Raw genomic sequence first — 12,611 nt, forward strand, 5'->3', positions numbered from 1 at the left:
GGATCAACGACTCAGGACGCTATCCGGCAGCGCCCCCTGGAGCACTGCCCGAGGCCCGCCGCATGAGGGCGGACTTGACCTCCGGCGAGGAACAGTGTTCCGCCTCCGTGTGGTCTAAGTGCGGCCACAACGCTTGGAGCCCTTCCGGTGCCTCGTCCCCGAGCACGCCGTCCGGCTGGTTCCGGACCGCCTCAGCCAGGATGAGGTGCGCGTGATGACGGACCGCATCCCGCTCGTCGGAGTCGACCTCCGCATGGATCTCCAACTGTACGGCTCGGTGCATCCGCAGCGTCTGGGCCCGCCTGTCCACCTCTAGCAGCCCACTACGGCCCGCCTCCTGGAGAACGGGCATGAATCTCAACGGATCGGCCCGGTCGACGCGGCCCGCCCACAACACTCCCGCCAGGGTCTCGCTGCGAACCAGCGCGTCCAGTGGCAGCGGAGTCGGAGCGAGCTGGCTGCACAGCCACAGCAGGCGGACTGCGGCCGGGGACACCTCACGAAGACCGGCGAGGGCGACCCGGCAGCAGGCCGTGACCGGCGACGCCGACTCTGCTCCGGCTCGCGCCAGTTCGCGGACGTAAGTCACCGCGGATGTCTCCGTCTCCCTCAGCCAGGTTGCGGCCTGGGCGACGGCGAGCGGCATGTCCCCCACCGCCGAGGCCACCCGATCCGCGTCCGGCTCACCCAGCCCGGAGACCCGCCCGCGCAGCAGTTCGACGCTCTCCTCCCGGCTGAAGGCGCCAAGCTGAACAGTCTCTATGCTCTCTGCCCAAGACGCGGAGCGGGAGGTGATCAGTACTCGGCCAGCGCCAGACGGCACCAGCCCGGCCAACTCGCCGGGACCGCCCGCATCGTCGAACACCAGCAGCCACCTGTCGTACGGACGGCCGGCGGTGAGTGCCTCGACCACCCGGGCGCAGGCCGCGTCGGCTCCGTCCAGCAGCGTGCCGGGCCACAGCGCCTCCGCGAGCCGGGCGAGCGACGCCGTCGCCGCGTGCGCCGTGCCGGCCGGTATCCACCAGACGAGGTTGTAGTCGGCCCGGAACCGGTGTGCGTATTCGACCGCGAGCCAGCGTCGTCCCGCACCGGGGAGCCCGCCGTCCGGGAGCACCACCACCGACCGGCTGACCGCGAGGCTGTCGTGCAGGCGGTCGAGCACCAGGTCACGTCCTACGAAAGCGGTGTCCCGGCCGGGCACCCGCCACACCACCGGCTGCCGCGCCGGGAACCTCGGACGGGCAGGATCGAGCACCCCGTCCAGCGAGCCCGGTTGATCGAGGGCCTGGAGCACCGCCGCCGCGGCACCCGCCTCGTCCAGCCCGGTCAGGTCGACCGGCACGAGACCGGCCAATCGCGTTGGCAACACCACCGGCTCGACCATGACGGGCACCACTCGCGCGACTCCGCCCGGCGTGCCGCCCGAACCGTCCGCGGCAGCCGGCATGGTGCGGGAACGCGGCGAGCCCAGGAAATTGGGCGAGACCGCGACGACGGCCGGAGTCCCGGAGGGGGCGCCCGAGTCCGGCGGCAGCACCTGAAAGCCCGCGCTGCGCAGCGCCCAGCCGATCCACTCCGCCCACAACCGGTCTGCGGGAACGTGCGCCAGCACAACGGGCACCGCCCGCGTCGGAACAGGCAGGGTGAAGGAAGCCAGATGCCGCCTTCGCAGACTCTCGTCGAGCACCGGCAACCGCTCGACCAGACCGTCCGTGATCGCCGATGTGAGCCGCTCGTAGGCGGTCAGGAGGCTGCCCGGTTCACCCGAGACGTCACCGAAGACGGCGAGGATCTCCTCGCACCCGTACTTCGGTTGGTCGGGGATCGCGACTTCCGCCCAGTACCGGTCGGCGGCCGCGCCCGACAGACCCGACGGCAGGCCCTCGAAGGAATTCCTCGCGCGCTGCCGTCCGGCCGCGAGCTTCGACGTGTCGGGCCCGCCCACTCGCATGGGCACGGGCAGGATCCGGATCTCCCAACCGGGAGAGTTGTGACCGATGTACCGGGCCGTCCTGGCCGCTCCCTCGATGCTCTGGATATTCAGGGTGAAGCAACTGACCAGCACGTCAGGCAAATCCACGGTGCAGATCTCGACGGCGTTGCTCAGACCGGTACGGCTGTCGATCAACACGTAGTCGTAGTTGCGCTGCATGTCCTCGCGCAACGCGCTGAGAAACGGGCCGCCGACGTAATCCCAGGAGAGAGAGGCCAGCGTGTCCAGATACTCCGCGTTCTGCCGTCCGGCTGACAGGAAGTCCAGGGAACCGCCACCCGGGAAGGCCCACTCGACCGACAGAGCATGCGGGCGCACCCGGGCAGTATGGGTGTACAGGTCCCTGCCCCTCGGCCCGCGGCCCCTGGCCAGTACGGCGTGATCGGCGAAGAGATCGACGATTCCGGTCGTGGAGCCCAGCGCGGCGGGAGGCAGGAACGGGTGGAAGTAGTGGTGCAGTCCCGGGGCTTCCAGATCCCAGTCGCAGGCCAGAACTCGATGGCCGTTGGATGCGAGGATCCAGGCGATGTTGGCGACGGCCATGGTGCGGCCCACTCCGCCCTTGTACGAGTAGAAGGTGATGATGCGTCCCTCACGGCCTCCGGTCACCGTGCGCCTCCTGCTCGTGCCTCGTCCCAGCCGCGGGTTCGGGACCATCGGCTTGGAAGGAGGGCCGTCTCGGTGGTCTGGTCGGCGGGTGGGACGGGGCATGCGTCGCGAACTGCGCACTCATCGCCTTCGCGAGCTTCGGGAAGACCTCGCTGAACATCTCCGCCGTGGACAACCCCGTGACCGCGGCCCGGGAGACGGCGCGGCTGCGCCTGGTCATGACCGGCGCCACAGTCTCCAGGTCAGGTGGGTCGGGATCCTCCTCGTCCGGCACACCGGGTTCAGGAGGGCTCCCGGGGACCACGGCCCCGACCCATGGAGGGACACCGGAGTCTAGGGCCGACAGGCGTTCGCGCCGCTCCGGTTCGCGCAGCGCCCCCCGGTCCACCAGAAGTACCGCAGGTCCGGAAGAAGACCCGCCGGTCAGCAGATCATCCGGCGACACGTCGTCGAACGACAAGACGGTCGCCCGGTAGTCGAGGTTGCGGGCCAGGTAGGCGGCGAATTCGGCGAGCGGCCGTGCGTGCTCGTACGGATTCCATTCCTGCACGGCGGACTTGTCACCACCGCGGCTACCGCCCTCCCCCCGGGAGGAGACAATGACGATCCTCAGTGTCCGCTCCTCGCCGGACGCGCCGAAGGCGCTCGGCAATGTGTCGAAGGACGGGCGGCGCCCGGGAGCCAGTGTCGTCTCCTCCGCGACCTGCACGATCCGTTTCGCCAACAGGTAGACAGCCCTCTCGTACTCATTGCGGAGGTAGTTCAACTTGATGAGCCCGTAGAAGCCCTCCTCGGCGTAGTCGGCTCCGAAGCCGCTGTGGTTGAACTGCAGTGCGGCCGCGGTGACGGGCAAGTGAGCCGGGTGTACCGGCACCCACAGGGCGGGCACGATCGGCGCCACCTCGCCGAACGAGCGGGCCGTTTGCAGCGCCATGCGCTCGGAGAAGGCGTACCACTCCCGGCCACACATATCACTTCTGAAATAGCGCGGGGAATACAGGGGAACGAACACCCGACAGGTCGCCAGCGCCTCCGTCAGCCGTTCGTCCCAACCCTCGCCGACGGTCGCGGTCCGGTCTAAGAAGCCCACGGGGGAACCGACGGGCTCAGCCGTCAACTGCAGAATGTGATCGCACAGATCGCGGAAGAGCCGCCACACCCACATGTCCGGATCCACGTCGCCCTGGCCACCGTGCTTCGGCGTGTGGGCATAACTGAGGAAGAAGTAGGGCGCCCTGTTGTAACCGCGCGGATCGTCCATAGGTGACGCCCCCTCGTCTCGGCGACCGGCCCAGGTCACAAGCTCCTTAGAAACATGCCGAGTTCCAGCATGTCCACCTGGTCATAATCCCCCGGATGCACCACGACCGTGAGGGACTTACACACGACGCTTTCCCGCGACCTGGTGACGAATGACAACAGGATGAGTTTCAGCAGCGCCATGTGGTCCATGCTGTCGATGCGGGCCAGGCCCGCACCGATGACCGGCATGGCGATCGGCTCCCGCCGCCCGTGCAGATGGACGGCTGTCCACAGCTGCCAAAGGGTGTGCCAGAGCTGGTCCGCCCCGGAGGAGATGACCAGGTCGTTGCCCATCCGCCCGTAGGCGGCGCAGAAGAACCGTCGGCCCGGCCCATACAACACCGCGACGGTCCCCACGGGATAACGCACCAGCTTGCCGGCTTGCTTCGCTGACCGCTCCTCCAATCCCGCTGGGGAGACCCCGCCGAGCGCCACGGCGAGGTCGTCGTCCAGGCGTGCGAGGTCTCCAGCGTAGACGCGGTGCAGGAACTGCCCTTGGACGCTTCGCCGGACGATCAGCCGCTCGTCACGCGTGTCGGTGTCGAAGACGTCGTTGAATCCGACGACCAGGTGCGACTCGCGGTCGAAGAGGTCGCCGACCTGCACCGTCACGGTAAAGCCCGGTCCGGTGAACTCGCGGCTGACCGTGGATCGCGGCCAGGACCGCAGCACTCCGCCGACCGTGGCCAGCCCGGCGATACCCAGCAACGCCGGCCAGCGCGGCAGAGCACTGTCCGGCCAGAACGCCAAGTACAGCTGGGCGGCTCCGGACAGCAGACCGAATTGCACGGCCCACTCGCGAGCCAGCAAGCGCAGACCCTGCGGCGTGCGGAGGAGTATGCGCAGGCTGTGGCCGATCACCGCTCCCTCCGCCCCCTGTCCAGGGGCGAGAGCTGTGACTCTCCGCCGGACGCCGGTCCCTCGACGCCTTCGGCGGGCGCCAGGCTCACATCGTCGAACAGGCCCTTGAACGGCGTCCGCCGGGGGTTGTCCGGACTCAACGCCCGCACCGCCCGTTCCAGATCGGTGATCCTGTTCACTTGCTCCCTGATCAGGAGCAAAAGATCGTCCAAGATCTCCTCTGCGGGCCGCGGCGGCGGCGCCTCGGACTCCTCCCCGGCTGCGGAGCGCTCGGCGATCTCCTGCAGACCCGCATGCATCCTGGGCCAAATCATCTGGAAGAGCTCGTCAATGGCGGCCTCGTCCGCCACCGGCTCGCATTTGGCGTTGATCGCCTTGACCATGGCCAGCACATCGCCCTCGGACTCCGCCACCACGGCCTGGAACTGCTGCAACGGGCTGTCGACCAGATCCCGCGGCGTCGTGGCGTCGAACAGGAACGGGATAACCTTGCCCTCCGAGACCTGACGCGACAGCGCCCCGGACTCGAAGTTGATCCAGGGCGCGTCACGGTTCGACCGATTGACGCAAACGATCCCGAACGAGCAGCCTTCCAGCTGTTCGGCGATCCGCTGCAGGCCGCGGTCCCCCTTTCTGATGTCCTCGGAGGAGACGAACGGCTTGATCGACGCGTTGAACCGCGGCAGCCATTTGTGGAGCAGCTTGGCGCACTCCCTGGCGGGCTCACCCGACCAGCTCAGAAAAATCTTCAGCACGTGTGCCCCCGGCCCCCGCCCGCCCCGTCCGTCCCCAAGGGCTACCCGCACCGCGCGCCGACTACTCAGGCTTCCCGGGAGCGCGTGACTACTCGCACACTCCCCGCAACCGCACCCTGCTTCTTTCCATGGCTCCACCGGCAGGGGGGGGTGGAGGCCCTCGCCGGCCGCTTCGGCGGGGACGGCGTCCGGCTGGTCGTGGCGTTCGCCTGACGCGCGGCGGTTCCCCGCCATGGACGTGATCGGCGGGTCAGGGCCGGAGGTAGCGCAGGACGCCGAGCATGGCGTCCTCGGGGAGTTCCTCGGCGGGGTCGGCGACGCAGGCGTCGAGCCGTTTGCGCAGGGCGTCCGCGTCGAGGCCGGTACCGATCATCACCAGGCGGGTGGCCCGGGACTCACCGCGGGTCCACGGGGAGGGCAGGAAGCGCAGGAATCCGCCGACGACGTGCAGCGTGTACTTCTGCCGGTGGGCCGGGGCGGCGAAGCGGACGAAGCCCTTCATCCGGTACAGCCCCTCGGGCCTGTCGTCGAGGAAGTCCATCAGCCTGCGCGGGTGCAGCGGCGCCTCGGAGACGAACTCGACGCTCTCGTACGCCGCGTGGAGGTGGCCGCTGTGGTCGCCGTCCGCGTGCTCGTGACCGTGGCCGTCGTCCGCGAACAACTCCTCGAACGACAGCTGCCGGGCTTCCGCCTCCTCCGCGGCCCGCGGCCGGGGGTCGAAGAGCAGGGCGGGGTCGACGCGGCCGTGGGCGGCCTCGACGACGGGTGTACCGGGTGCGGCGGCCGCCAGCGCGTCGCGGACCCGGTCGCGATCGGCGGCGCCGACCCGGTCGGTCTTGTTGAGGACGACGAGATCGGCGGCGCGCACATGGCGGTCGAGTTCGGGGTGCCGGGCGCGGACCGCCTCGAACTCGGCGGCGTCGACGACCTCGACCAGCCCGCCGTAGGTGATCGCCGGGTCGGTGCTGGCCAGCAGCATGCGGATCATGCCCTGGGGTTCGGCGAGACCGCTGGCCTCGATGACGATGACGTCGATGCGGGCCTGCGGCCGGGAGAGGCGGGCGAGCATCTCGTCCAACTCCGCGGCATCCACGGCGCAGCACAGGCAGCCGTTGTCGAGGGCGACCATGGAGTCGACCTGGCCGGCGACGGAGAGCGCGTCGATGTTGATGCTGCCGAAGTCGTTGACGATCGCGCCGATCCGGGTGCCGCCGCTGCTGCGCAGCAGGTGGTTGAGGAGCGTGGTCTTCCCCGAGCCCAGGAATCCCGCGAGGACGACGACCGGAATCCGTTGCTTGGCCAAGGCTTCCTCTCCGGGTACGGGCTGCCGGCCACTCATCGTAAGCCCCGCGCGTCGCCCGGCGCTTCGTGCGGGTGAGCCGGGGGCCCGGCAGAACCTCGGCGGCGGCCGTGCGGTCGTCCGCGGCGTCCACGCAGACGGCCGTACGACGGAGGAGGCGCCCTTGGCGGAGCGGGAGGCGGACCGCGGGGCGGTGCCGGTGTACGTCGCGGCGGAGGGCGAGGAGACGGCGTACCGCACCGTCGGCCTGATCTCCGGGCGGCATCCGGCGACGGAACCGCGGGTGCGCCGCGCCCACGGGGGCCAGGTCGCGTACCCGCTGCTGGCGCGCCGCACCCACGGGGGCCGGGTCGCGTACGCGCTGCTGGCGCGCCGCACCCACGGGGGCCAGGTCGCGCACGCGCCGCGGGCCCGGACGCTCCACGTGCCGGGGGATGACCAGGACCGGGTCACACCGGGACCACGCCAGGTCCTGGCGTGGTCCGTGGGTGGCGGGCCCGTTCGCCGGTCCGGTCGAGCGGCCTCGGCGAGCCGGCCCGCACGGCGCGGGTGGCGTGCGGCGTGTCCTAACCGAACTCGCCCTCGCGCACTCCGTCCCGGAACGCGGCCCACTCACTCGCGGTGAACCGCAGGGGCGGCAGGTCCGTGTTGTCGGAGTCGCGGATCGCGACGGCTCCTTCGCCGAGGTCCGCGACCTCGACGCACTCCGGCAGATAGCCGCTCTTGCTGCTCTTGACCCAGCGCGCCGCCGTGAGGTCGCGCGCGTACAGTTCGGCCTTTCCCTCTCGCATCGGAACCTCCGTTCGATGCTCGATCATCTGTTCCCATCCCACTCTCGTCCCGCCCCTCCCGTATCGCAAGGGGCCAGGTGGGAGCCGCGCCGGGGCCGCCGAACCGGCCCGGCACCCCGGTCGGCACCCCGGTCGGCATTCCGCTCGGCACTCCGGTCCGGCGCGCGACGGGGCCCGCCCCGCCGGACCGCGGCCACGTCGGGGCGAAACCCGGACGCGGTCAAGTGGCGGAGCGGGGGCGCCTGTTGACGCGATGTCGCGACCCGGTCGCGCCCTGTCGCGAAACGCCGGAACGGGGCAGTATCGAACACATGGCGGCGTCATCGGGGTGCGATGTCTGCGGGCGGGAGGACGACACCGTCCGCGACTGCGGCATCCGCCATCTCCCGCTCGCCGTGTGCGACATGTGCTTCGCGGACATGGCGCGGGCCCGGCGCGGCCCGCTGCCGCGCCCGCTGGACGGCGGAGAGGTGATGGCCGCCGTGCTGGAGGCGCTGCACCAGGACAGCGGCCGCTCCTCCTGAACGAACCCGGTCGAACGAACCCGGTCAGCGGGCGGCGGGGGGATCGGCGAAGGTCGACGGCAGCACGGCCCTGGCGCGTCCCGCGCCGACCGGCACCGGACGGGCCCGCTCCGGGTCGGCCGCGGACAGCCCCTCGGCGCGCAGCGCCACTGCCCGTACGGGGGCGCCGTGCGGGCCGAGCGCCTCGTGCATGGCGTAGGCGGCCTCGGCGAGCTCGCCCGGGTCGCAGGTGGGTTCCGGCAGCGTGCGGCTGCGGCTGACGGACGAGCCACCGGCGAGCCGGACGGTCAGGGTGAGACCGGTGGCCGTGCGGCCGGTGCTGCGCAGCCGGTCGCCGAGCCCGAGCCCGAGTTCGAGGACGGCACGGCTCAGGGCACCCCGGTCGGTGGCGTCGGCGGTGAAGAGGCGGTCGGCGGCGAGCGAACCGGGTGGGTGCTCGGGAACGATCGGGGCCGGGTCGAGGCCCTGCGCGCGTTCCCACACGCCGCGCCCGGGAACGGCGCCCAGGATCGCCTGGACGTCCGGCAGCGGCGCGGCGGCGACCTTGCCGACGGTGTCCAGCCCGGCCGCGATCAGTATGCGGACGGCCTCGGGGGCGACCCCGGGGAGGGCCGCGACCGGCTGGGGGCGCAGGAACTCGGCGACGGCCCGCGGATCGGAGTCGACCGCGCGGATCCGGCCGACGAGGACGTCGCAGGCGGCCATGGCGGCGACCGTACGGCTGCCGGCGACGCCGATCGTGAGGCTCACGTCGTAGAGCGCCGAGGCCCGGGTGCTGATCATCAGGGCGAGCTGTTCGGGCAGCAGCCCGTAGAAGCTCACCGCGGAGCGCACATCGGCCACGACCGCGTCCGGCGGCTCGGCGCGGACGACGGGGGTGAACCGGCCGACGAGCCCGGCCAGCGCCGCGAGTGTCGCCGGGTCGGTCCCGCCGCAGCGGATGTAGAGCACGCAGGGCCCGGGGTCCTGGTGCGGCTCGGCTTCGACCATGGTCTGCCCGCCTCCACCTCGTTCGAACAACTGCTCGAATTCGAGTGTAGGGCATTCCCGGTCCCCACGTCCGGCTCATAGGGTCGTCGCATGACCCTGACCGCCGTACAGCGCCGAGCCCTCCTGGAGTCCGACGCGAACACCGGGCAGTTGAGCGCGCGCGAGCCGACCTGCGCCGCGCTGACCAGGCAGGGCCTCGCCGTGCGGTACGGCCGCACCGGCGGCTGGTATCTGACGCAGCAGGGGCGCCGGGTCCGCGCGGAACTGACCGGGGGCGAACTCCCCCACCCGCAGCCGCCGCGGAGTACCGAGGAGCACCCGCCGGGCCCGGACACGCTTCCGGCCACCCCCGCCCCGGAGCGCGGGTTCGCGGCCGACGACGGCCGCGGCACGGGAACACCGGCCCCGGGGCGCCCCGCGGAGGTCGCCACCGCCTGGTCGGGCCTGCTGGAGATCCGCCGGGTCCTGCAGGATGGCGACACCACGCGCCCCGCACCCTGGGAGCGCGAGCGGTACGTCCATGCCGTCGCCCTGGCACTGGAGGCGGCCGGCATCCCCCCGTCCGCACGCGACGCGGCCGGGCGGCGGGCGGCCGGCGGCTACGCCGTCGCACCCGCCGCCCAGAGCGGGGTCGCCGAGGTGTCCTGGACCTCTCCCGCCGGCGACGCCCCCGCCGCCGCCGAGACCGCGCTGGACGGGTGCCGCGCGGTGCTGGAGGCACACGGATGGCAGTGCACGCTCCACCACGACCGCAGGCGGCGGGCGTTCCTCCTGGTGTCGCCCCGGCGGGCCTGAGGGAGCACGATGGAGGCAGCGAACGTGAGGAGGTCCGCCATGAAGTCCGTCTCCTCCGACCCCGACGCGTTCCTGTACGCGGAGACCCCCTCCCAGGCGGAGGGCGAACGCATCTACGACGACGCCGAGCGCAGCACGATGGAGATCCACCCGGACGTGCCCCGCACCACCCCCTCCCAGGCCGAGGGCGAGCGCCTGGACGAGATCCCGCCCGAGTGACCGGACACGGGGCCGCCCCGTCCGGCCGTCAGCGATCCCTGCGGGCCAGCACCGCCAGGGCGAGGCCGAGTACGGCCAGGCCGCCCCACGACACCGGGCTCGGCCGCTCCCCGAGCACCGCCACCCCGAGCAGCGCGGCCACGGCCGGCTCGGCGAGGGTGAGCGTGGTGGCCACCGCGGCCGGGGTGTGCCGCAGGCCGTGGCCGAAGAGCCGGTAGGCCAGGAAGGTCGTCAGCAGCGCGAGGTGCAGGACGACGCCGGCGCCGCGCGGGGTCGCGAGCCACGCGGTGCCCGCGGCGACCACCACGGGAAGGGTCAGCAGGCCCGCGGCCCCGAAGAGCACCCCCATCACGGCGCCCGGCAGCCGTCCGCGCCCGATGAAGTGCCCGCCCACCAGGGAGTACACCGCGTACGAGAGCCCGGCCAGGGCCGCCGGCGCCACCCCCGCGACGTCCGTTCGCGCCGCGGGCCCCGCGTCCGCGCCGCCGAGCACCAGCAGCCCGCAGCCGAGGACGGCGACGACCGTCGCGGCGGCCCACCGGCGGCTCGGGCGGTGCAGGCCCGCCGCCCAGGCGAGCAGCCCGGTGAAGACGGGCGCGCTGCCCAGGGCGATGACGGTGGCCACGGCGACTCCGCTGCGGGCCACCGCCGGGTAGAACGAGAGCGGATAGCCGGCGACGGCGAGGGCGCCGACGGCGAGCAGCGCGAGACCGCCGCGGCCCGCGGTGCGCACCACGGAGCGCACGCCCCGCGCGCCGGCCAGGAGCAGCAGCCCGCCGAGAAGGAGTCCGGCGCCGCCGACCGCGGCCGGCGGCGCGCCGGCGGGCGCGAAGGACGCCGCGGTGCCGGTGGTGCCCCAGAGCAGGGCGGCGGCGAGGATGGGCAGCGCGCCGTGGGTGAAGCCGGCCCGCGGGGCGGCGGTGTCGGACGCGGTCGCGGAGGCGGTCGCAGAGGCGGACGCGGTCGCGGACGCGGTGTCGGACGCGGACGCGGTCGCGGACGCGGTCGCGGACGCGGACGCGGTCGCGGACGCGGTGTCGGACGCGGACGCGGAGGCGGACGCGGAGGCGGACGCGGACGCGGTCGCGGGCGGGTGTGCGGCGTCGATGTCGAGGGCGGGGACGGACGTGGGTGTGCTCTCCGGCACGGGAGTGGCCTTTCGTCGCGAATCGGCGAGAACGGATCCGGGACGGGCGCACCGCAGCCGTCCCCGGCGGCCGGGCGGCCGGCGGGGTCGGGGTCGAGGTCTGAGCCGTCGGTGAGAAGTGCGCCCGGTCAGGCGCGCGGCGGCGGCAGAACGACGTGCCAGTGGGAATTCACCCGACGATCCTACCGAAGCGCGGGCATGGCAGGGTGAACGCATGCCGATCACCGATGTCACCGATGAGCAGCCCGGGCGGGTCATCGACCTGCGCAGCGACACCGTCACACGTCCGGGGGCGGCCATGCGCCGCGCCATGGCGGAGGCCGAGGTGGGCGACGACGTCTTCGCCGACGACCCCACCGTCACCGCGCTCCAGGACCGGATCGCGGAGCGGCTCGGCTTCGAGGCGGCGCTGTTCGTGTCGTCCGGGACGCAGAGCAACCTCTGCGCGCTGCTGACCCACTGCGGCCGCGGTGACGAGTACATCGCGGGGCAGTCGGCGCACGTCTACCGCTGGGAGGGTGGCGGCGGGGCCGTCCTCGGCGGGATCCAGCCGCAGCCGCTGCCCCACCGGGCGGACGGGACCCTCGACCCGGCGGACATCGCGGCCGCGGTGAAGCCGGACGACCCGCACTTCCCGCGCACCCGGCTGCTGTGCCTGGAGAACACCATCGGCGGCCGGGTCGTCCCCGTGGAGTATCTGCGGGCCGCGACCGGGCTGGCGCGCGAGCACGGGCTGGCCACGCATCTGGACGGGGCCCGGCTGTTCAACGCGGCGGTGGCCGGCGGCGGCGACCCGTACGAGCAGGCGCGGCTGATCGCCGGCCACTTCGACAGCGTCTCGGTCTGCTTCAGCAAGGGACTCGGCGCGCCCGTCGGCTCCGCGCTGCTGGGCACGCGGGAGTTCGTGGCGCGGGCGCTGCGCTGGCGCAAGGCGCTCGGCGGCGGGATGCGGCAGGCGGGGATCATCGCGGCGGGTGCGCTGTTCGCGCTGGAGCACCAGGTGGCGCGGCTCGCCGAGGACCACGCGAACGCGGCGCTGTTCGCGGAGGGGATCAAGGGCGTGCCGGGCCTGGTGGTGGGCGACGCCCAGACCAACATGGTCTTCGCCGAACCGGCGCCGGGGCTGTCCGCCGAGGAGGTGCGGGAGCGCCTGGAGCGGCACGGCCTGCGCTGCGCCGGCTACCCGGGGCGGCTGCGCTTCGTCTTCCACCTCGACGTGTCGCGGGCCGACACCGAGGAGGCCGTGCGCATCGTCCGCGACGCCCTGGGCGGCGACGGCGCGACGCAGCGCTGACGGCCCGTCACGCCCTTTTTCCACGCGCCCC

At 72.7% G+C, this 12,611-nt stretch carries 12 protein-coding genes; 4 read left to right on the forward strand and 8 right to left on the reverse strand.

The genetic code is table 11. The features are described 5' to 3' along the window. Positions 1 to 19 precede the first annotated feature (19 nt). From fxsT to AB0F62_RS30115, 6 genes are all read right to left on the reverse strand, one after another. Positions 20 to 2,704 (reverse strand): FxSxx-COOH system tetratricopeptide repeat protein, encoded by a 2,685-nt coding sequence (gene fxsT, locus AB0F62_RS30090; RefSeq protein ID WP_361806114.1) that lies wholly within the window; start codon positions 2,702 to 2,704, stop codon positions 20 to 22. After that, the gene (locus AB0F62_RS30095; protein WP_361806117.1) at positions 2,586 to 3,863 is read right to left on the reverse strand and encodes a TIR-like protein FxsC; all 1,278 of its coding nucleotides are present in this window, start codon (positions 3,861 to 3,863) and stop codon (positions 2,586 to 2,588) included. The genes fxsT and AB0F62_RS30095 overlap by 119 nt, the downstream gene beginning before the upstream one ends. A 35-nt stretch (positions 3,864 to 3,898) precedes the next feature. Further along, positions 3,899 to 4,765, reverse strand: coding sequence for a macro domain-containing protein (locus AB0F62_RS30100; RefSeq protein ID WP_361806120.1), 867 nt, complete (start codon positions 4,763 to 4,765; stop codon positions 3,899 to 3,901). Beyond that, a complete protein-coding gene (locus AB0F62_RS30105; protein ID WP_361806123.1) occupies positions 4,762 to 5,520 on the reverse strand; it encodes a TIR domain-containing protein in 759 nt (252 codons plus the stop codon). Before AB0F62_RS30105 ends, AB0F62_RS30100 begins: the two co-directional genes overlap by 4 nt. A 250-nt stretch (positions 5,521 to 5,770) precedes the next feature. Next, positions 5,771 to 6,823, reverse strand: coding sequence for a GTP-binding protein (locus AB0F62_RS30110; protein WP_361806126.1), 1,053 nt, complete (start codon positions 6,821 to 6,823; stop codon positions 5,771 to 5,773). 563 nt (positions 6,824 to 7,386) lie between these two features. Further along, positions 7,387 to 7,611 (reverse strand): DUF397 domain-containing protein, encoded by a 225-nt coding sequence (locus AB0F62_RS30115; RefSeq protein ID WP_361806129.1) that lies wholly within the window; start codon positions 7,609 to 7,611, stop codon positions 7,387 to 7,389. A gap of 311 nt (positions 7,612 to 7,922) precedes the next feature. Here AB0F62_RS30115 and AB0F62_RS30120 point away from each other — a divergent pair, with 311 nt between their 5' ends. After that, a complete protein-coding gene (locus AB0F62_RS30120) occupies positions 7,923 to 8,135 on the forward strand; it encodes a hypothetical protein (RefSeq protein ID WP_361806132.1) in 213 nt (70 codons plus the stop codon). 24 nt (positions 8,136 to 8,159) lie between these two features. Here AB0F62_RS30120 and AB0F62_RS30125 read toward each other — a convergent pair whose 3' ends face one another. Further along, on the reverse strand, positions 8,160 to 9,125 hold the full coding sequence (locus AB0F62_RS30125; protein WP_361806135.1) for a hypothetical protein: 966 nt from the start codon (positions 9,123 to 9,125) through the stop codon (positions 8,160 to 8,162). A gap of 90 nt (positions 9,126 to 9,215) precedes the next feature. Here AB0F62_RS30125 and AB0F62_RS30130 point away from each other — a divergent pair, with 90 nt between their 5' ends. Then, complete coding sequence (locus AB0F62_RS30130) at positions 9,216 to 9,920, forward strand: hypothetical protein (RefSeq protein WP_361806138.1); 705 nt, start codon at positions 9,216 to 9,218, stop codon at positions 9,918 to 9,920. Between the two features lie 39 nt (positions 9,921 to 9,959). Further along, positions 9,960 to 10,139 (forward strand): hypothetical protein, encoded by a 180-nt coding sequence (locus AB0F62_RS30135; protein WP_361806141.1) that lies wholly within the window; start codon positions 9,960 to 9,962, stop codon positions 10,137 to 10,139. A 28-nt stretch (positions 10,140 to 10,167) separates the two neighbouring features. Here AB0F62_RS30135 and AB0F62_RS30140 read toward each other — a convergent pair whose 3' ends face one another. Next, positions 10,168 to 11,286, reverse strand: coding sequence for an EamA family transporter (locus tag AB0F62_RS30140; RefSeq protein WP_361806144.1), 1,119 nt, complete (start codon positions 11,284 to 11,286; stop codon positions 10,168 to 10,170). 214 nt (positions 11,287 to 11,500) lie between these two features. Here AB0F62_RS30140 and ltaE point away from each other — a divergent pair, with 214 nt between their 5' ends. Next, a complete protein-coding gene (gene ltaE, locus AB0F62_RS30145; RefSeq protein WP_361806147.1) occupies positions 11,501 to 12,580 on the forward strand; it encodes a low-specificity L-threonine aldolase in 1,080 nt (359 codons plus the stop codon). Positions 12,581 to 12,611: the final 31 nt, after the last annotated feature.

Origin of the sequence: Streptomyces sp. NPDC026673 (assembly GCF_040638135.1) — a bacterium.
In the GTDB taxonomy this organism is placed as follows: Bacteria; Actinomycetota; Actinomycetes; order Streptomycetales; family Streptomycetaceae; genus Actinacidiphila.